This window comes from Aeromonas sp. S11(2024), assembly GCF_041402345.1.
Classification (GTDB): domain Bacteria; phylum Pseudomonadota; class Gammaproteobacteria; order Enterobacterales; family Aeromonadaceae; genus Aeromonas; species Aeromonas veronii.
Map to the genome: position 1 here is coordinate 77,112 of NZ_JBGLRC010000011.1, position 19,142 is coordinate 96,253.

At 60.7% G+C, this 19,142-nt stretch carries 14 protein-coding genes; 6 read left to right on the top strand and 8 right to left on the bottom strand.

Annotation, left to right across the window (positions count from 1 at the left end):
• Positions 1–54: 54 nt before the first annotated feature.
• From ACB040_RS11410 to malZ, 5 genes are all read left to right on the top strand, one after another.
• Positions 55–1,044: a 2-hydroxyacid dehydrogenase gene (locus ACB040_RS11410; RefSeq protein ID WP_005340720.1), complete on the top strand. Its 990-nt coding sequence runs from the start codon at positions 55–57 to the stop codon at positions 1,042–1,044.
• 92 nt (positions 1,045–1,136) lie between these two features.
• The gene (gene yegD, locus ACB040_RS11415) at positions 1,137–2,498 is read left to right on the top strand and encodes a molecular chaperone (RefSeq protein WP_118854446.1); all 1,362 of its coding nucleotides are present in this window, start codon (positions 1,137–1,139) and stop codon (positions 2,496–2,498) included.
• 165 nt (positions 2,499–2,663) lie between these two features.
• Positions 2,664–3,080: an META domain-containing protein gene (locus ACB040_RS11420; protein WP_371154807.1), complete on the top strand. Its 417-nt coding sequence runs from the start codon at positions 2,664–2,666 to the stop codon at positions 3,078–3,080.
• Between the two features lie 88 nt (positions 3,081–3,168).
• Complete coding sequence (locus tag ACB040_RS11425) at positions 3,169–3,999, top strand: HDOD domain-containing protein (protein WP_005355498.1); 831 nt, start codon at positions 3,169–3,171, stop codon at positions 3,997–3,999.
• A gap of 5 nt (positions 4,000–4,004) precedes the next feature.
• Complete coding sequence (gene malZ / locus ACB040_RS11430; protein ID WP_005355500.1) at positions 4,005–5,834, top strand: maltodextrin glucosidase; 1,830 nt, start codon at positions 4,005–4,007, stop codon at positions 5,832–5,834.
• Between the two features lie 99 nt (positions 5,835–5,933).
• On the opposite strand, the gene ACB040_RS11435 is transcribed toward malZ, so the two are convergent.
• Both ACB040_RS11435 and ACB040_RS11440 read right to left on the bottom strand, forming a co-directional pair.
• Complete coding sequence (locus tag ACB040_RS11435; protein ID WP_058059398.1) at positions 5,934–6,467, bottom strand: cobalamin adenosyltransferase; 534 nt, start codon at positions 6,465–6,467, stop codon at positions 5,934–5,936.
• Positions 6,468–6,556: 89 nt separating this feature from the next.
• Complete coding sequence (locus ACB040_RS11440; protein WP_368176430.1) at positions 6,557–7,699, bottom strand: DUF5610 domain-containing protein; 1,143 nt, start codon at positions 7,697–7,699, stop codon at positions 6,557–6,559.
• Between the two features lie 170 nt (positions 7,700–7,869).
• Between ACB040_RS11440 and trmA the strand changes: the two genes are divergently transcribed.
• Entirely contained in the window at positions 7,870–9,003 is a 1,134-nt protein-coding gene (gene trmA / locus ACB040_RS11445; RefSeq protein WP_371154804.1) for a tRNA (uridine(54)-C5)-methyltransferase TrmA, read from the top strand.
• Between the two features lie 67 nt (positions 9,004–9,070).
• Here the strand turns inward: trmA and ACB040_RS11450 are convergent, their stop codons facing one another.
• The 6 genes from ACB040_RS11450 to ACB040_RS11475 all read right to left on the bottom strand — a co-directional run bounded on the left by ACB040_RS11450 (position 9,071) and on the right by ACB040_RS11475 (position 18,976).
• Complete coding sequence (locus ACB040_RS11450) at positions 9,071–10,804, bottom strand: methyl-accepting chemotaxis protein (protein WP_371154802.1); 1,734 nt, start codon at positions 10,802–10,804, stop codon at positions 9,071–9,073.
• Positions 10,805–10,855: 51 nt separating this feature from the next.
• On the bottom strand, positions 10,856–11,866 hold the full coding sequence (gene mglC / locus ACB040_RS11455) for a galactose/methyl galactoside ABC transporter permease MglC (protein ID WP_005342585.1): 1,011 nt from the start codon (positions 11,864–11,866) through the stop codon (positions 10,856–10,858).
• A gap of 16 nt (positions 11,867–11,882) precedes the next feature.
• Positions 11,883–13,403 carry a galactose/methyl galactoside ABC transporter ATP-binding protein MglA gene (gene mglA, locus ACB040_RS11460; protein ID WP_042081798.1) on the bottom strand — a complete coding sequence of 507 codons (1,521 nt, stop codon included), beginning with the start codon at positions 13,401–13,403 and terminating at the stop codon, positions 11,883–11,885.
• Positions 13,404–13,456: 53 nt separating this feature from the next.
• Positions 13,457–14,443 (bottom strand): galactose/glucose ABC transporter substrate-binding protein MglB, encoded by a 987-nt coding sequence (mglB, locus tag ACB040_RS11465; protein ID WP_005340747.1) that lies wholly within the window; start codon positions 14,441–14,443, stop codon positions 13,457–13,459.
• Positions 14,444–14,719: 276 nt separating this feature from the next.
• Positions 14,720–17,779 carry a beta-galactosidase gene (locus ACB040_RS11470; RefSeq protein WP_371154798.1) on the bottom strand — a complete coding sequence of 1,020 codons (3,060 nt, stop codon included), beginning with the start codon at positions 17,777–17,779 and terminating at the stop codon, positions 14,720–14,722.
• A 189-nt stretch (positions 17,780–17,968) separates the two neighbouring features.
• Entirely contained in the window at positions 17,969–18,976 is a 1,008-nt protein-coding gene (locus ACB040_RS11475) for a substrate-binding domain-containing protein (RefSeq protein ID WP_005356970.1), read from the bottom strand.
• Positions 18,977–19,142 lie beyond the last annotated feature (166 nt).

The window sequence follows — 19,142 nt, forward strand, 5'->3', positions numbered from 1 at the left end:
TAGCTGACCCATTTTGTTGTAATTTGACGACACACACGCTGCGGAGCACATACCATGAAAGTCGCCGTATTCAGTACCAAGAGCTATGACAAAGAGCATTTCAACCAGGCCAACAGCCAGTACGGCTTCGACCTGGAGTTTTTCGATGTGCGGCTGGAGGCCAAAACGGCCCGACTGGCTCACGGCTTCCCGGTGGTGTGTCTGTTCGTCAATGACGATGCCGACCGCGAGGTATTGACCGAACTGGCTGCCAACGGCACCCAGGTGATTGCCCTGCGCTGCGCCGGTTACAACAACGTGGATCTGGCCGCAGCCAAAGAGCTGGGGCTGAAAGTGGTGCGGGTGCCCGCCTACTCCCCCGAGGCGACCGCCGAGCATGCTGTCGGCATGATGATGTGCCTCAACCGCCGCATCCATAAGGCTTATCAGCGCACCCGCGACGCCAACTTCTCGCTGGAAGGGCTGGTCGGCTTCAACATGCATGGCAAGACCGTTGGCGTCATCGGTACCGGCAAGATCGGTCTGGCCGCCCTGCGTATCCTCAAGGGGTTCGGGGTTCGCCTGCTGGTCAACGACCCTTACCAGAATCCGGCAGCCATCGAGCTGGGAGCCGAGTACGTGGATCTCGATACCCTGTTCCGCCAATCCGACATCATCAGCCTGCACTGCCCACTGTTCAAAGAGAACTACCACCTGTTGAACAAGGAGGCATTCGCCAAGATGAAGGACGGGGTGATGATCATCAACACCAGCCGGGGCGGCCTGCTCGACTCCAACGCCGCCATCGAGGCGCTCAAGACCTCCCGTATCGGCGCGCTGGGGCTGGATGTCTACGAAGAGGAAGAGGATCTCTTCTTCTCCGACAAGTCCAACGAGGTGATCACCGATGACGTGTTCCGCCGCCTGTCTGCCTGCCACAACGTGCTGTTCACCGGCCATCAGGCGTTCCTGACCCGCGAGGCACTGCACGCCATCGCCGATACCACCCTCGGCAATATCCGCGCCATCGAGAGCCAGGGCCGCTGCGACAACGAAGTGGAATAAGGGCTCGCCCTCTCTTCGTCACGCGCCGGGTTGTGAGACCCGGCGCCTTCGGGTAGGCTAGCCCCCCTTTTTTATTCAGGAGTCTGGCGCCCATGTTTATCGGATTTGATTACGGCACCTCCAACTGTGCCGTGGCCGTGATGGAACAAGGTAGCCCCAGGCTGCTGAATCTTGGCGCATCCCGCTATCTCCCCTCCACCCTGCATGCCCCTCACCGGGATGCTATCGCCGGTCTGCTGGCCGAAGGGCTGGCCCCCGCCCAGCAGGCGGAGTACCTCAAGCTGCGTGGCCCCGTGGTCACCCGTGCCCAGATGGTTCGCCGCCAGATGCGCGAAGAGGGACTGATCGACGAGCTGAGCTTTGGCGGCGCTGCACTGGAGCGCTATCTGGAAGAGCCGGACGACGGCTACTACATCAAATCGCCGAAATCCTTCCTCGGTGCCTATGGCCTCAAGGCCCCCCAGATCGCCCTGTTTGAAGACATCGTCTGCGCCATGATGCTCCACGTTCGCCAGCAGGCGGAGCAGCAACTCGGCGCCCCGATCCGCCAGGCGGTGATCGGCCGACCGGTCAACTTCCAGGGTCTGGCGGGGGAAGAGAGCAACCAGCAAGCTATCGCCATCCTGACCGAGGCAGCCCGTCTGGCCGGTTTCGAGCAGGTGGAGTTCCTCTACGAGCCGGTGGCCGCCGGGTTTGAATTCGAGGCGCGCCTCACCGAAGACGCCGTGGTGCTGGTGGTGGATATCGGCGGCGGTACCACAGACTGCTCCATGCTGCGGATGGGTCCCAGCTACCGCGATCAGCTGGATCGCAGCGGCGATCTGCTCGGCCACAGCGGCCAGCGGATCGGCGGCAACGACTTCGACATCCGCCTGACGGTGGAGGGGATGATGCCGCTACTCGGCATGCACGAGACCCTCAAGACCGGCAAGCCGCTGCCCCACCCGCTGTTCTGGGATGCGGCCGCCATCAACGACGTCAGCGCCCAGAGCCGCTTCTACAGCCTCGACACCGCCCGCCAGCTGCAGGACCTGCAGCTCGACAGCCAACCCGGCAGCAAGCTGGGTCGTCTGGCCAGCCTGCGGGCCCACAAGCTGAGCCACCAGCTGGTGTGGCGTGCCGAGCAGGGCAAGATCGCCCTCTCGGAGCAGGAACTCAATCGCCAGTCGCTGGCCGAGCTGGAAAAAGGGCTGGAAGCCGAACTGACCCGCGAACAGCTGGCTAACGCATCGACCCTGCTGCTGGAGAAAATTGGCGAGCTGATGGACGAAGCGATTGCCGCCGCCGGTGTGCAGCCGGATCGCATCTTCGTCACCGGTGGTAGCGCCCGCTCGCCGCTGATCGCCAGCTTTATCCGCCAGAAGCTCCCGTCCATCCCGCTTGAGGGTGGCGATGACTTCGGCTCGGTGGCCGCCGGTCTCGCCCGTTATGCCGAGCGGCTGTTCGCCAACTGAGCCCTGAGATAGCGTAAATCGATGGCAACATCACCCGTGTGTTGCCATTAAGCGACAGTCGTGCGGGACAAGGGGCGACAGAAGCGGTCGGTCGTCCCCTCTCCCGCCCTGCTCCCGACTGCCCAAAAAGGGTATTCTTGACGCTCCCCCAACCGGAGCCCCCTCATGCCCAGATTGCCCTTTTTGCTGATCCCCCTGTTACTGCTCGCTGGCTGCAGCTCGACCGCCTTTGTTCAGCAAGATCTGCAACACCACCACTGGGTACTGAGCAAACTGGATGGCGAACCGATCAAGGCCCCCCGCGACAATCCCCCCGATTTCGAGATCGGCGAGCACTTCACCGTCAACGGCATCGCCGGTTGCAACCGCTACTTCGGTCAGGGCCATCTGGAAGATGACAAACTGTGGGTCACCAGTCTGGGCAGTACCGAAATGGCCTGCATGCCACCGCTCGACACTATCGAACAGGCTGTACTGACCACCCTTACCGAGGGTGCGACCCTGCGCGGCACCAGTCAGAACCTGATCCTGCAGGGCAAACAGCACCGTTTGGAATACACCTTGCGCGACTGGGTGTTCTAGCGCTCACAAAGCCGCATCACAAACAGGAACATGTTGTCCGGCTGTGGCACAATATGAGGCAGAGTTCGCAACGGAGGCTGCCTCAGCCATGTCGATGGATCGCCTGTTTGACAAGATCAAACAACTCCCCACTATTCCCAAGCTGCTGCACGAGTTGATGCAGAGCTTTAACGACGAGAATGCCCGCATCGACGAGATTGCGGCCAAGATCGCCATGGATCAGGTGATCAGCGTCAAGGTGCTGCGGATGGCCAACTCGGCCGCCCTGCGCCGGGGCAACGAAGTGACCTCCATCGAACAGGCGGTGATCCGGCTCGGCTTCAACCGGCTGCGCTCCGTGGTGGTCGCCTCCGGCATCATCGGCACCTTCAAGGCCCCGCCCAGCTTCGACAAGAACAAGTTCTGGACCGAGACCTTCCAGGTCGCCACCATCGCCAAGACCCTGGCGCAGGAGGCCAAGGTGATGGATCCCGAGACCGCCTTTACCTGCGCCCTGATCCACAACATCGGCGAGCTGCTTATCCAGAGCACCTTGCCGGAAGAGGCCGAGCTCATCAACATGGCGATCCAGAACGGCAGCAGCCGGGTCGAGGCCCAGCGGGAGATGCTGGGCTACGACTATGCCCAGCTCGGTGCCGAGCTGGCGCGGCGCTGGAACCTCTCCGAGGCCTTCGTCGATGCCATCTCCCAACAGCTTGACCCGCTCTCCCACGATCCGGTCAGCAAGGAGGCGGTGCTGATCCGCCTCGCCGTGTTTATCTCCTTCGCCTGGAACGCGGGCGTGCCTGCCCAGGCCATCATCGCCCGCTTCCCCAAACCGCTCGCCGACCAGTTGGGACTGGATCCCAAGTCGCTGGCAGGCCAGCTCGAAACATTGCATGAACAGGGTAATGCCCTCGCCGATCTTCTGACTCAATAAGCATCATGACCCATCCGTTTCTGTTTCATCCCCAGGTGGCGCCCTGGTTCAAAGAGAGCGCCGACGCACTGCAATTGACCCTCTTTAGCGAGCTGGATGCGCCGATCCGCGAGGTGTGGCTGCGCCACGAGCCGGATAACGAGGAGTACCTGATCCCGATGACGGCGGTCTCCACCCGCGATCGACTGCAGGTGTGGCAGGCGACACTGCCGCTCATCAAGGGACAGGATATCCACCTCTACAGCTTCAAGTGCCTCACCGACGAGGAGCAGTGGTGGCTGCACGGGGCGGGCGTCAGCGCGTCCATGCCGCCACGGGAGCAACATTTTCGCTTCAACAGCCTGCACCAGCCACCGGCCTGGGTGCAGGATCAGGTGTTCTACCAGATCTTCCCCGACCGCTTCTGCAACGGCGATCCGTCGCTGAGCGTCAAGCATCACGAGTACGAATATCGCGGCAAGGCGGTGATCAGCAAGGCGTGGGGCGAGCCGGTCAGTCGCCACGAAGAGGGCCACGGCGCCTGCGAGTTTTATGGCGGCGATCTGGCGGGCATCGATGCCAAGCTGCACTATCTGCAATCTCTCGGGGTGACGGCGCTCTACCTCAACCCCATCTTCGATTCGCCGAGTAACCACAAGTACGACACCCAGGACTACTTCAAGGTGGACGCCCACCTCGGCAGCAACGAGCAGTTCGCCGAGCTGACCCGCAACCTGCACCAGCGCGGCATGAAGATCATCCTCGATGCGGTGGTCAACCACACCTCTACCGAGCATCCCTGGTTCTGCCCGCCACTGGGGGCCCAGAGCAACCCGGACTCCCCGTGGCGCAGCTTCTACACCTTTGACAAAGAAGGGGATTACGTCAGCTGGAAGGGCATTCGCAGCCTGCCCAAGCTCGACTTCTCCTGCGAGAAGGTGCAAGACGCCGTCTATCGGGCCGACGACGCCATCCTCCGTTACTGGATGCGCGCCCCCTACCAGATCGATGGCTGGCGCTTTGACGTCATCCACATGCTGGGCGAGCGCGGCACCGCCGAGGGCAACCGCAGCCATGTACGCGCCATTCGCGGGGCAGTGAAGCAGGAGAACCCGGACGCCTATGTGCTCGGCGAACACTTCTTCGAGGCGAGCCAGTGGCTGCAAGGGGATCAGGAGGATGGCGCCATGAACTACTATGGCTTCGCCCACCCGATCCGCGCCTTCTTGGCTGGCAAGGACATCGCCTACCACCCCATCAAGATCAGCGCCGAAGAGCTGGATCGCTGGCTCAAGCTGGCGCGGGCCCACATCCCGTTCAAGAACCAGCTGGCACAGTTCAACCTGCTGGACAGCCACGATACCGCCCGCTTCCTCCATCTGCTGGGAGAGGACAAACAGCGGATGCAGCTGGCCGCCACCCTGCTGCTCACCTATATCGGCGTGCCCTCCATCTACTACGGCGATGAAGTGGGGCTCTCCGGCGGCAACGATCCGGACTGCCGCCGCTGCTTCCCGTGGGATACCACAGACTGGGATCACGTGCTGCACGACCACTATCGTCGGCTGATCCAGATCCGCCGCCAGCGCCCCTCCCTGCGCCGTGGCGATATCCAGACCCTCTACGCCGGGCCCCACAGCTATGTGTTCGCCCGTACCCTGCAAAGCGATCAGGTGGTAGTGGCCTGCAACCGCCATCCGAGCGAGCCGCGCACCATCAGCCTGCCCCTGTGGCAGACCGCCAGCCCCGCCAGCCGTTTCACCGATGCCTTCAACGGCGAGAAGTTTGAAGTGGTGCAGGGCGAGGTGCAGCTCACCATCCCTGCCAACTCGGCCCGGGTGCTGATCTCCAGCTGAGCGGGCAACTGACGCGCTGAAAAACAAAACCGGAGCCCAAGGCTCCGGTTTTTTATTCCATTCAATCCACCATGACGTCTGGCCCCTTGCCTGCCGCCATCAGTAGTTGATGCTGACGTAGGGCACTTCCGGCACCTGCCAGCGCTGCTTGAGGTAGACGGTGAGCACGAAGAAGAAGTTGGCCAGCAGGTTGGCGAAGCGATAGAGAATGGGATCGAAGGCCACCTCGCTCTCTTCCAGCCTGACCAGCAGCCGCACCACCTTCTTGCTGCCACAGCGGCACAGATGGAGGGTGGGGATGGGCTGCGGCCCCTGCGGCAGCACGAAACCGGTGACGCTGCCGCGACTCGCCTCGTTGTAGTGGTCGTAACGGGCCTTGAGCCACTCAAGATCTGCGTCGAAGATCCCCAGCTTGCCGCGCACCGAGCCGTTGAGGTTGTAGATAAGCCGCTGCAACGCCGCGAGATCCGCCAGCATGGGCTCGGTATCGGCATCCGGTGCAAGGTGCGACAGCACAGCCCCGACCTGACAGCAGAGCTCGTCGGTGGCGATTTCAAAATCACATTTGAACGAGGTTTCGAAGATAAAGGGGTAGCAGAGCTCGCGCTTGTCTCTTGGCTTCTTGGGGTTCATGGGGCAACCGGATTGGAGAAAAGGCCAGTTTGCCAGCCCCGAGAAGGGCTGGCAAACGGCAGCTCATTACTTGCGTTACGCGCTGTGGCTCAGGCGTTCTTACTGGCGGGCTCGGTGGAGGGCTGGAACTGGTTGATCATCCGCAGCGCCTCCAGCATCCGCTGGTTGAAGCTGGTGAAGCGATCGACCTGCGCCGGTTCCTCTTCTCCTCTCGCGGCCAGCACGGCCGGGGTCAGCGCCTGTTGCTGGGATGGTGGCAGCAGGGTATCCGCCTGTTTCTGCACCTGATCCAGCTTGGGCAGGTAGTCGGCAAACGGCTTGATCAGATCCTGCAGGGAGCTGGCCCCCTGATAGGTCTGGCTCAGCTTGACGCTCTGCTTGAGCTTGAGGGAGTAGGAGGCCAGCTGGCTGTCATCCAGTTTCAGCTCGCCCGCCTTGTCCAGCAGATCCTCGAAGTTGCCGGAGAAGAAGTTCCCCGCCAGCTCGTCGATCCCCTTGACCAGCTTGCCGATGGACTCCATCTCGTCACTGTTGAGATCCCCCTCCAGCGAGAAGCTGAAGCTCTGGCTCGATTTGAGGCTGAACTGGCTGCCGCTCTCGCTGCTCTGGGACTTGGTCTGCCAGCTATCGTTGAAGCGCAGCACCACCTTGTCGCCATCCTTGGTCTGGATCTCCAGATAACCCTGCTGGCGACTGGCCATCTCGGCCTGTCCCATGTCGGTCGGAGAGACCTTGCCGAAGAACTCCTTCTCGAACTCCTCGAGCCCTTTCTGGATCAGCTTGTAGCTCTGATCGATACCGGTTTTGATATCGTCGTTGTCAGTCGCCCACTTACCGAGCTGCTTCTTCGCCTCGTCAAAGCCCTTGTCGACCCCCTTGCGGGCCTGCTCCATCATCCCGGTCAGGTCGTCGTCGGATTTGCCATCGGCCCGTGCGGCGCCGAGCCGTCCGGTCACAAACTGCAGCACGTTGTCAGCCACCGACTGGAAGTCGAACAGGGTCTCCGGCGTGATCTCCTCGGGCTCTTTCACCTTCGGCGCCTGATAGCCCTGGCCATTGATCTCCAGCGAGAACTGCAATGCCTGCTGGATCAGCACCTGCGCCCACTTGGGCGGCTTGTGCAAGGAGACCTCCTCCTCGCTCTTGACCTGTTTCTGCTCCGCCTGTTGGGGCGATTTGGGAGAAACACCCACTCCCTTGGGTTGGGCGGCGCCCACGCCTTCGATCTGCATAATGTGTCCTCCCACCATGCCTGTAGATCAGCTATCGGCCTGACTGAACACTTCTTGACCACAAAATGCTGGACAATCTGCGGCTGGCTTTTAAAATCGGGCCCCTTTGGGTGGCCTGTTGCCTTCCCCCGATTTCGACCCGGCCCGGCCGGTGTGCATGTGAGGTATTTATGACCCAATCCCAACAGCCTTCCGCGAACGCTCCGGCGCCTAGAACCGCGGCCGACTATCAGGCCCAACTCGACGAAAAGCGCGCTCGCCTCACCGAGCTGTTTGCCGGCTTCACCCTCCCGGCGCTGGAAGTGCACAGCTCGCCGGCGGAGTACTACCGGATGCGCGCCGAATTTCGCATCTGGCACGAAGGGGATGACCTCTTCCACTGCATGTATGCCCCGGCGACCAAAGAGATCATCAAGATAGACCACTTCCCCACCGCCAGCCGCCTCATCAACCAGTTGATGCCGCTGCTGCTGGAGGGGCTGCGCCCACACCCGGTGCTGCGCCGCAAGCTGTTCCAGATTGACTACCTCTCCACCCAGTCCGGCCAGATCATTGTCAGCCTGCTCTATCACCGCAAGCTGGAGGCCGAATGGCAACAGGCCGCCGAAGCACTGCAGGCCGACCTACGCACCAAGGGGTTCGAGCTGCAGCTGATTGGCCGCGCCCACAAGCAGAAGATCTGTCTGGGGGATGACTTCGTCATCGAACAGCTCAACGTGGCGGGTCGCCAGCTCACCTACAAACAGGTGGAGAACAGCTTCACCCAGCCCAACGCCGCCATCAACGAACAGATGCTGGCCTGGACGCTGGATGTGACCAAGGGGAGCGAAGGGGACCTGCTGGAGCTCTATTGCGGCAACGGCAACTTCTCCATCGCGCTGGCGCAGAACTTCCGCAAGGTGCTGGCCACCGAGATCGCCAAGCCGAGCGTCGACTCCGCCCAGTTCAACATCGCCGCCAACGGCGTCGACAACCTGATCATCCTGCGCATGTCGGCCGAGGAGTTCACCATGGCGATGCGTGGCGAGCGGGAGTTCAACCGCCTCAAGGGGGTCGACCTCAAGAGCTACCAGTGCAACACCATCTTCGTCGACCCGCCCCGCGCCGGTCTCGACGATGCTACCGTCAAGCTGGTGCAGGAGTACGACAACATCCTCTACATCTCCTGCAACCCCGAGACACTGCAGGCCAACATGGCCGTGCTGGGCGAAACCCACGAAATCGCCCGTTTCGCCCTGTTTGACCAGTTCCCCTGGACTCATCACATGGAAGCCGGGGTCTATCTGCGCCGCAAGGCCGGTTGATTCAGGCAGACAGGAAAACAACAACAGGGCCGGATGGCCCTGTTTTGTTATTGGCTGAACACCGGCCTCACTCCAGCCGGAAGTGACCCACGATCTCCCGTAGCCGGTCGTAGGTCTGCTGCATCGCCGCAGAGCTGGCGACCGTCGCTTCGCCATTGTGGGTCAGCTGGCGGATCACTTCAGCGATGGCGCTCATGTTGCGATTGATCTCTTCGGCCACCGCGCTCTGCTGCTCCGCCGCCGTGGCGATATGGCTGATGAGATCGTTGATCTCCACCACTTCTCCGGCCATCAGATCCAGCGACTCGTTGACCCTGGTAGTGTTCTCGGCAGCCCCCTGACAGCTCTGCTTGGTGTTGCCCATGGCATCCACCACAGTTCGGGTGCCCCGCTGCAGACTGGCCAGCATGGTCTGGATCTCCGCCGTGCTCTGCTGGGTACGGGCCGCGAGGGAACGCACCTCGTCTGCCACCACCGCAAAACCGCGCCCCTGTTCACCGGCGCGGGCCGCCTCGATGGCGGCGTTGAGGGCCAGCAGGTTGGTCTGTTCGGCAATGCTGCCGATCACCCCCAGCACAGAGCCAATCTGCTGCACATCCTGTTGCATCGCTTCAATGGATCGAGCAGTGGCTTCCACTTCGTCCACCAGCGCCATCACGCTGGCCATCGCCTGATCCACCACCTGACGGGACTGACTCGCCAGTTGCTGGCTCTGGCCGGTGAGCCGGGCGGTGCTGGCCGCACTCTCGGAGACGGAGACTGCGGTGCGGCTCATCTCGTTGATGGCGGTCACCACCTGCTCGGTCTCGCGCACGTGGTCCGCCAGCAGAGACTGGGCGGCACCGGTCTGGCTGGCCAGCCCTTCTATACCACTGTTGAGCTGGCCGCTCGCCTGCCGCACCTCCCCCATCATCTCCTGCAGCCGCTCGATAAAGCGGTTGATCCCGGCCGAGATCTGGCCCAGATCATCCTTGCTGGTCACCGCCAGCCGGCGGGTGAGATCGCCGCTGCCGCGGGAGAGCTCCAGCACCAGATCCCGCAGCGAGAGGATGGGGCGATAGGCCACATTGAGCGCCAGCATCGCCAGCACCATCACCACGATCGCCACACCGAACAGCGCCATGATGATCTGGCCGTTGAGGGCCCTGGTCATGGCCCGGATGTAGTCAAGATCGATGTAGCCGGTCAGGGTCCAGCTGCTGCCGCGAATATCCAGCTGGTTGGGGCGCGCTTCACTCTCCCCCTGCGGTTTGCTGTCATAGAGGCTGTTGCCCTGACTGTCGGCCAGCGAGAAGTAGCGGCCATCGCCACTCATCTTCTCCAGCAGGCTTTTGAACTCGCTCATGTCGAGGTAGTAGAGATAGGCGGAATCGGCACCGCGCGGCACCAGAATGGTGATGACCGGCTTGCCATCCACCTGTTGCAGCGGGCTGACGGTGATCTGGTTGTTGGCGGCAGGGATCAGCTTGCGCAGGGCATCGACTTTGGCGCTGTCGTTGATGACACCGCTCACGTCGAAGGCCATGTCGCCGATCACCTTGACGATGTTGTGAAAGCCGGTCTCTTGCAGGGTCTTCTTGACGTTGGTCACCCCGAAGTTGAGGTTGGCGGCCAACAGGATTTTCTGATTGATGTCGCTGGCCAGCTTCTCTTTGACCAGGGTGATCTGCTCGGTGATGTTGTGGGTGGCCTGAGTGCGAATGTAACCACTGATGAAGTGATTCACGCTGAGCCCGGCGGTGCCGATGGTGACCAGAATGGCCAGTAGCAGCAAGAGGTAAATCTTGACCTTGAATGGCATGGGTTCCCTCCAGAAGAGAGGGCTGGCAACGCCAACCCTCCCTGCCAATCGTTATTTCTTCTTGGCGTACTTCATGGAGTCCAGAGCCACCGCCAGAATGATGATGCCGCCCTTGATGATGAACTGCCAGTAAGGGCTGACACCGATATAGGTCAAGCCATAGTTGATCAGGGTGAAGATAAGTACGCCGGTAATCACACCCGCGACCGTTCCCACCCCGCCGGCAAACGACACCCCGCCCACCACGCACGCCGCGATGGCATCCAGCTCGTACATGAAGCCGAGGTTGTTGGTGGCGCTACCGATCCGGCCCGCTTCCAGCATTCCGCCGAAAGCGTAGAAGACCCCCGCCAGCGCATAGATCATCACCAGATTGACCGCCACATTGACGCCGGAGACCTTGGCAGCCTCGGGGTTGCCGCCGATGGCGAAGATGTTCTTGCCAAAGCGGGTCTTGTTCCACAGCACCCAGACAAAGACGCTGGCGATGGCTGCATAGAAGGTGAGATAGGAGAGCTTGAATCCTCCTATCCGGATAAAGCCCTGCGCGAAGCTGGAGAAGCGGGGATCAAACCCGGCCACCGGCGAGGCCCCTACCGAGTCAAAGTAGAGGGAGTTGATACCGTAAACGATGATCATGGTGCCCAGGGTGGTAATGAACGGGGTGACGTTCAGGTAGGCCACGATCAGACCGTTGACCAGACCAATCAGCGCCCCCACCACACACACCAGCAGGATCACCGCAGGAATGGGCACCTCCCCCAACGTCGGGAACACCTTGTTGACGTTGGTCAGCGCCTGCAACATGGTTGCCGCGATGAGTGCCGCCAGACCAACCTGACGACCGGCCGAGAGATCCGTCCCCTGGGTGATGATGATGCCCGCCACCCCCAGCGCTATGATGACCCGCACCGAGGACTGGGTCAGGATGTTGCTGAAGTTGGTGAGGCTCAGGAAGGAGGGCTCCTGGATCACGATGACCATGAGCAGCACCAGCAGCACCAGATAGATGGCGTTTTCCTTGAGCGCCTGCATCAGATTGAAATTTTTAGCCGACTCCATAAATGTCTTCCTGTCTCTAGAGGTACAGAGATGCCAGGCGCAGTATCTCGCTCTGGTCAGTTTCTTTGGTATTGACGATCCCGGCGACCCGGCCATTGCTCATCACCATGATGCGGTCGGTGATCCCCAGCAATTCCGGCATCTCTGACGAGATGATGATGATCCCCTTGTCCTTCTTCGCCAGCTCCAGGATGAGCTGGTAGATCTCGAACTTGGCCCCGACGTCGATGCCGCGGGTGGGCTCGTCGAGCATCAGGATCTCCGGCTGGGTCAGCAGCCAGCGACCGATGATCACCTTCTGCTGGTTGCCCCCGGAGAGGGAACCGATCTGGGTCTGCTGGGTCGGCGTCTTGACCCGCATGGAGTCGATCACCCACTGGGTATCGCTCTTCATCTTGTTGTCGCTGAGCAGCCCCATGGAGCCCTTGTAACTGTCCATGTTGGCGATCAGGGAGTTGAAGGCGATATCGAGCCGAGAGTAGATACCGGTGGAGCGGCGCTCTTCCGTCACCAGCGCAAAGCCGTTGCGGATCGCTTCGTGGGCGTTGTGGTTGGCTACCTCTTTGCCGTGCAGCTTGATGCTGCCCTGACTGCGATCGCGAATACCGAACAGGGTCTCGACGATGTCGGTGCGCTTGGCCCCCACCAGTCCGGCGATGCCGAGGATCTCCCCCTTGTGCAGGTTGAAGGTGATGTCCTGAATGGAGGGCTGGTTCTTCGCCGTCAGGTGTTCGATCTCGAGGATCACCTCTTTCGGCTGGTTGGTTTTTTCCGGGAAACGCTGGGTCAGTTCACGGCCGACCATCATCCCGATGATCTGATCCATGGTCATGCCCTTGAGCGGCTGGGTTGCCACCCACTGGCCATCCCGCAATATGGTGATCTCGTCACAGAGCTGGAAGATCTCCTCCATCTTGTGAGAGATGTAGACGATGCCGCACCCCTTATCCTTCAACTTGTTGATGATCTTGAAGAGGTGGTTCACCTCTTTCTCGGTCAGGGAGGAGGTGGGTTCGTCCATGATGACGATCTTGGCATCGTAGGAGAACGCCTTGGCGATCTCGATCATCTGCATCTGGGAGACCGACAGGGTCGCGACCTTCACCTTGGGGTCGATGTCGATATCCAGCTCATCGAAGATGCGCTTGGTGTCGTCATACATCTTGCCGTGGTCGATAAACCACCCCTTGGTGGGGTAGCGGCCGAGCCACATGTTGTCCATCACGGTACGCTGCAGCACCAGGTTGAGCTCCTGATGCACCATGGAGACGCCATTTTCCAGCGCCTCTTTGGAGGAGGTGAAGTTGATCTCCTGCCCCTTGAAGAAGATCTTGCCCTGATCCTTCTCGTAAATGCCGAACAGGCACTTGAGCAGTGTGGATTTTCCCGCTCCGTTCTCGCCCATCAACGCATGCACAGAATGAGGACGGACCCGTAAATTGACATTATCGAGTGCCTTGACGCCGGGAAAGCTCTTACTGACGTCAATCATCTCCAACAGCCATTCTGATTGTTGCTGTGTTGTCATATCAGCCATCACATCTGGTTGAAAAAAGGGCAAGGGGATCTCCCTTGCCCTGAAGGAGGGAATTACTCGAATTGGGACAGGTTGTCTTTATCCACACCGACGTAGGCAACACGTACTACCTTGTCGACGATATTCCACTTGGTGCCTTCACCGGCCGGTTTGCCTTCAGCCAGGTTCTTGGTCAGCTCGAAGGTGGCTTTGGCCTGGTTGGCCGCATCGTTCAGCACGGTACCCGCCATGGCACCGCTCTTGACCATGGCCAGCGCTTCCGGCAACGCATCGACGCCGAATACCGGAATGGCAGTCTTGCCCTGGGCTTTCAGTGACTCGACTGCACCCATTGCCATACCGTCGTTGTTGGCGATGACCACTTCGATCTTGTTGGCGTTGGGGCCGGAGATCCAGGCGTCCATCTTGTCTTTCGCCATGGCGGTATCCCACATACCGGTATCCATGTGCAGTTGTTCAGTCTTGACGCCGCCATCGTTCAGGGTCTTGACCACGTAAGAGGTGCGCGCTTCGGCATCCGGGTGACCCGGCTCCCCTTTCAGCAGCACGAACTGGATCACGCCATCCTTGTTCAGATCCCACTCCGGATGGGCTTTCCAGTGTTTGGCAATCAGCTGACCCTGGATGATCCCTGACTCCTTGGAGTCGGTCCCCACGTAGTAGGCCTTGTCGTAGCTAGCCAGATCGGTAGCGCTCGGCTCCTTGTTGTAGAAGACCACCGGGATATCTTCGCCACGGGCTTTCTCAATCACCACCGGTGCCGCAGCCGGGTCAACCAGGTTAATGGCCAGCGCCTTCACCCCTTTGGCCAGCAGCACGTCGATCTGGTCGTTCTGTTTGGACTGGTCATTCTGGGAGTCGTTCATCAGCAGCTCCACCCCCGGAGTGGCTGCCGCCTCCTTCTCGATGGCCTTGCGCACGACCGCCATGAAGTTGTCGTCATATTTGTAGACGGTTACCCCGATACGGGTGTCAGCCTGGGCATTGGCTCCAGCCATCATGCCCATCAGCAGGGCGGCAACTGTGGTCAGTTTTTTCATTATGTGTGCTCCGATGTGTCTATCTGTGTTGTAGGGTGGCGAGCAATTGAGCAAGCGCCAATCAATGTAATCAGTTTGTTGTCATTTCTTCTGTGATCATGACGACAAAATGAAAACGCTTACACTCTGTTACATTGAAACTTTATATTTATTTTTCAAATACATATAAATAAAAATCAGATTTGAGACTCAATCTTTCCCACAGCATTGAGGCTAGTCGTTACTGGTCTGTTGTCAAAATGGCGCACTGGCTAGACAGTCGCTTCAATAGCTGGCTTAGCGGAGAGTGCAGCCCCAACGGTAACGACGCTCGAGCAGTTGATACTCGGGACGCACGCTCTGGCTCCAGGAGTCATCCCCGCCCACCCCCATATGGGCGCCATCGAGACAGACCCACAGCCCCTCTTCGGCCACCAGATCGCTCTGGTGACGAGCAGCGGCCAGCTGTTGCTGACTGAAGCGGCTGGCACTGAAATGGAAGGTGCCGCTCACCGTCGTGCTGCCCAGCTGCAGCTGACGGGTATCGCAGCGCAAGCCGTTGTCACTCGGGAAAATGTAAGGGGTATGCATCGCCTCCAGCGGCAGGCTCCAGCGCCCCAGATCGGCGCCCAGCAGGCGATCCGGATAGTTCTCGTGCGGCCCACGCCCCAGCCATTCGGCTCGCGCTGGCACCTTGGCCAGATGAAGCAGCAGGCCGATCCGCGGCAGCGACGGCAGCACCTGTGCCAGCTCGGTCTCTATCTCGAGGCTCATGGCGCCATCGTCGGTAAAGTGATGATGCCAGTGACTCACCAGCAGCAGCTCATCACGGTGGAAGTAGCCATGACTGACCCGGATATCCCCTCCGGCGACCGCGATCCCCAGACAGCGGTGCTGCCACTGACCGAGGCCACAGCCCTGCCAGCGAGCAATCCAGGAGTTGGGGTCGGCGTGATCCGCTTCGCTGGTGCCGATGTCGTTGTCGAGCGGCGCGCGGTAGAAGTGATCCATGATCGGCGCCAGCAGCTGCTCCTGCCCCGATTTTTGCCAACTGGTGATACGACCGCTCAGCTTGTCGAGCCACCACTGGCTGTTTGCGGCAGTGACCAACCAGCCATCCGGCTGCTCGCTCAGGGTAGCGGCAGCGACCGGCGCTGGCAGGGCAAGGGGGGTCGGCAGGGTGAACTGCTGACGGGCGACCTTGTGATCCGCCTGCGACCAGAGGGTGGCCTGGGGCTGAACGATGGCCAGATCGAGCCAGGCCAGTGAGCCTGCCGCAAAGGCGGGCAGTGTCCCGCTCAGGGTCAACTCGATCACCCCTTGCGGCTCCAGCATGAGGAAAACCTCCCCCTGCAGCTGCACATGGCCGTTCTCGCACAACTGCCAGCAAAGCTGATCGTTGTCGGTGGAGCGGAACAGGTATTCACTCTCGATCCGTACCCGCAGCGGGGTATGTTCAAGCAGGGTAAAGCGGAACGGTTGCTGGGCCCGCTTTGCCTCGAACAGCGTGGGATGGGGAGTGCGATCCGGGAACAGCAGGCCGTTGCAGCAGAACTGGCGATCATTTTGCACATCACCAAAGTCGCCGCCATAGCCCCAGTAGTGGCGACCATCGGCGGTGTATTTGTCGAGCCCCTGATCGACCCAATCCCAGACAAACCCGCCTTGCAGGCGTGGATGATCGCGAAACACCTGCCAATAGTGGGCGTAGCCCCCGAGACTGTTGCCCATGGCGTGGGCATATTCGCAGAGGATCAGCGGCCGGTGCTCGCCGGGCAGGCCGATCCACTTGGCCAGCGCCCACTTGGGCACCGCAGGAAAGGGTTGATCCTGATGGGTTCTGGCATACATGGGACAGATAATGTCGGTCGCCGGGGTATCGGCCCCGCCCCCCTCGTACTGCACCGGACGGCTCGGGTCACTGCGCTTGATCCAGCCATACATGGCATCGTGGGCTGGGCCGTAACCCGACTCGTTGCCGAGCGACCAGATGATGATCGAGGGGTGGTTGAAATCCCGCGCCACCATGCGGGTGGCCCGCTCCAGAAAGGCGTTGCTCCAGGCGGGATCCCGCGCCAGCCGCCCCATGGGGGTCATGCCGTGGGTCTCCAGATTCGCCTCGTCCACCACATAGAGACCGAGCCGGTCGCAGAGGCGATAGAAGTCGGAGTGGTTGGGATAGTGGGAGCAGCGCACCGCATTGAAGTTGTGGCGCTTCATCAGCAGCAGATCCCGCTCCATGGTGGCGCGATCGATGGCATAACCCTTGGCGGGGTGATGCTCGTGACGGTTGGCACCGCGAATAAGCAGCGGCTGACCGTTGACCCGCAGCAGGCCACCACGGATCTCCACCACCCGAAAGCCCACATCGCACGCCTCGCTCTCGATGGCCTGGCCCTGCTCGTCCAGCAGGGTCAGGGTCAGGCGATAGAGATGGGGCGTCTCGGCGCTCCACTTGCGCGGCGCAGCCACGTCGAGCCACAGCTCGGCACGATCGTCATACGCCCCTTTCTCATCAATGGCTTGGGTACCGATCGGCTGGCGCAGGGTCGCGACCCGCTCGCCACCTTCATAGAGATTGGCCTCCACCGACAGACCGGCCGCATTGGCCACCTGCAGGGCAATCTTGAGACGGCCATCCCGATAGCAGGCATCCAGCTCGGGGGTCACCCGCATATCCATCAGATGGCGGATCGGTTTGTGCAGCAGGCTGACGGAGCGGAAAATCCCCGACAGCCACCACATATCCTGATCTTCCAGATAGGAGCCATCAGACCAGCGCAGTACCAGCACCGCCAGCCTGTTGCGACCGCTCTGCAGATAAGGAGTCAGATCGAATTCGGCGGGCAGGCGGCTGTCCTGGGAGTAACCGACCCAGCGACCGTTGCAGAAGAGGTGGAAGGCGCTGCTCACCCCGTCAAAGATGATCCGGCTCTGGCCGCTTGCCAGCCAGTCGGCGGGCAATTCGAACTCGCGGGAGTAGCAACCGGTGGGGTTCTCTGCCGGCACCCGGGGCGGATCGCAGGGAAAGGGGTACTTGATATTGGTGTAGATGGGGCCATCGGTGAGCGGCCGCGCAGCTGGATAGGCGGCATCCAGCTGCCAGTTGCCCGGCACTGTAATGGGGCAAGCATCCACCAGATCCTGCACCAGCCAGCTCTCGGGCACCAATTCGGGAGCGGCAAAGAAGGAGAAGCGCCACTCGCCATCGAGCAAGAGACGGGAGGAAGAGGCCAGATCACCCCTGGCATCCGCTTCGCTGCGCCAGCTGAACATGGGGGTATGGGCTGCCAGCCGGTTTACCGACGTAATAGCCTGAGTCTGCCAATCCTGACGCGCCACTATCTCCCTGAGCATTCACTCTCTCCCTGCTGATTGGAAAACGTATTCAGTCTAGAGAAGTATGACGCAGGGAACGGCGATCTCGCTCACACAGATGTAAACGATTACACTAATTTTGTTAAGTAAAGCGGAGTAAAAATGATTAAAAATAGGTAAAACAATAACTGTGCAAGAAAAGGCCCCAAACAGGGCCGTAAAAGGGGGCTATCCGGCCCGAACCGGTGCCACCGAGTGGCGATTGATCAGGGTGGGGGTATAAATCCTGCTCTGGGTCGCGTCACTCTCCCCCGCCGCCAGCTGAATGGCCAGCTTGGCCGCCTGGGCCGCCATCAGCTCGATGGGATAGCGCATGGTGGAGAGCTTGGGGCGCAAATATCTGGCATAGATGATGTCATCGAAGCCCACCACCGAAACCTCCTCCGGCACTCGCAGGCCGTTGTCGGCCAGCACTGAGATGGCGCCCGCCGCCATGGCATCGTTATAGGCAACCACGGCGGTCACCTTGAGCCCCTTGGCCAACAGGTTGAGCATGGCGCGCTCGCCCCCCTCCTCGTTCGGGGTGCCACTCTCGATAAGCTCGGGATCGGCTGCCAGACCAGCCTCCATCAGCCCATCCTGATACCCCTGCAGACGCAAGGTGGCATCCTCGATGGCGTGATCAGAGCTGATAAAGGCGATATGGCGGTGGCCCAGTTCGATCAAGTGGCGAGTCGCGGTAGCCGCCCCCAGCCGGTTGTTGAGGGCGATGCAGCGCCCCTTGAGGGCAGGAATATCACGGTTGATCAGCACCATACCGGGCACCCGCATGGCGTAATCGTAAAGTTCCTCGTCGCTCAGCGCCTTGCTGTGCACCACCAGCGCCTCGCAGCGCTTGCCGATCAGCAGCTCGATCGCTTCACGCTCCTGACGCGCCTTGTGAAAACCGTTACCCATCAGCAGGTGAAGGTTCTGCTCGACGGCCACGCCGGAGACCCCCTTCACCAGTGCACCGAAGAAGGGATCGGCTACATCACCGACCACCACCCCCATGGTGTCGCAAGTCTGGCTCACCAGTGCCCGCGCGTTGGCGTTGGGGGTGTAGCCCAGTTCGGCCATGGCCTTCTGCACCACTTCGCGAGACGCGGCGCTGGCCTTGGGGGAGTTGTTCATCACCCGTGAAACCGTTGCCACCGACACATTGGCCAAACGGGCGACATCCTTGATGGTGCTCATGCTGTTTTCACTTCTTTCACTGTGCAATAGAGCGCCATTATACCCAGCAAACCCATTGAAAACAGGGGTGAAACGTATATCTGCCGTCAGGATGACCATAAAAACAGTGTAATCGTTTACACTGTTTTGCAAGCAAGCTCACAGTTTGGTCGCCACACCCTCGGCT

Coding starts and splice junctions, on each gene's coding strand:
- ACB040_RS11420 (WP_371154807.1), top strand. CDS start 2,664: ATGCCCAGATTGCCCTTTTTGCTGATCCCCCTGTTACTGCTCGCTGGC.
- mglC (WP_005342585.1), bottom strand. CDS start 11,866: ATGGAGTCGGCTAAAAATTTCAATCTGATGCAGGCGCTCAAGGAAAAC.
- ACB040_RS11435 (WP_058059398.1), bottom strand. CDS start 6,467: ATGAACCCCAAGAAGCCAAGAGACAAGCGCGAGCTCTGCTACCCCTTT.
- ACB040_RS11440 (WP_368176430.1), bottom strand. CDS start 7,699: ATGCAGATCGAAGGCGTGGGCGCCGCCCAACCCAAGGGAGTGGGTGTT.
- ACB040_RS11425 (WP_005355498.1), top strand. CDS start 3,169: ATGTCGATGGATCGCCTGTTTGACAAGATCAAACAACTCCCCACTATT.
- trmA (WP_371154804.1), top strand. CDS start 7,870: ATGACCCAATCCCAACAGCCTTCCGCGAACGCTCCGGCGCCTAGAACC.
- yegD (WP_118854446.1), top strand. CDS start 1,137: ATGTTTATCGGATTTGATTACGGCACCTCCAACTGTGCCGTGGCCGTG.
- ACB040_RS11410 (WP_005340720.1), top strand. CDS start 55: ATGAAAGTCGCCGTATTCAGTACCAAGAGCTATGACAAAGAGCATTTC.
- mglA (WP_042081798.1), bottom strand. CDS start 13,403: ATGGCTGATATGACAACACAGCAACAATCAGAATGGCTGTTGGAGATG.
- ACB040_RS11475 (WP_005356970.1), bottom strand. CDS start 18,976: ATGAGCACCATCAAGGATGTCGCCCGTTTGGCCAATGTGTCGGTGGCA.
- mglB (WP_005340747.1), bottom strand. CDS start 14,443: ATGAAAAAACTGACCACAGTTGCCGCCCTGCTGATGGGCATGATGGCT.
- ACB040_RS11450 (WP_371154802.1), bottom strand. CDS start 10,804: ATGCCATTCAAGGTCAAGATTTACCTCTTGCTGCTACTGGCCATTCTG.
- malZ (WP_005355500.1), top strand. CDS start 4,005: ATGACCCATCCGTTTCTGTTTCATCCCCAGGTGGCGCCCTGGTTCAAA.
- ACB040_RS11470 (WP_371154798.1), bottom strand. CDS start 17,779: ATGCTCAGGGAGATAGTGGCGCGTCAGGATTGGCAGACTCAGGCTATT.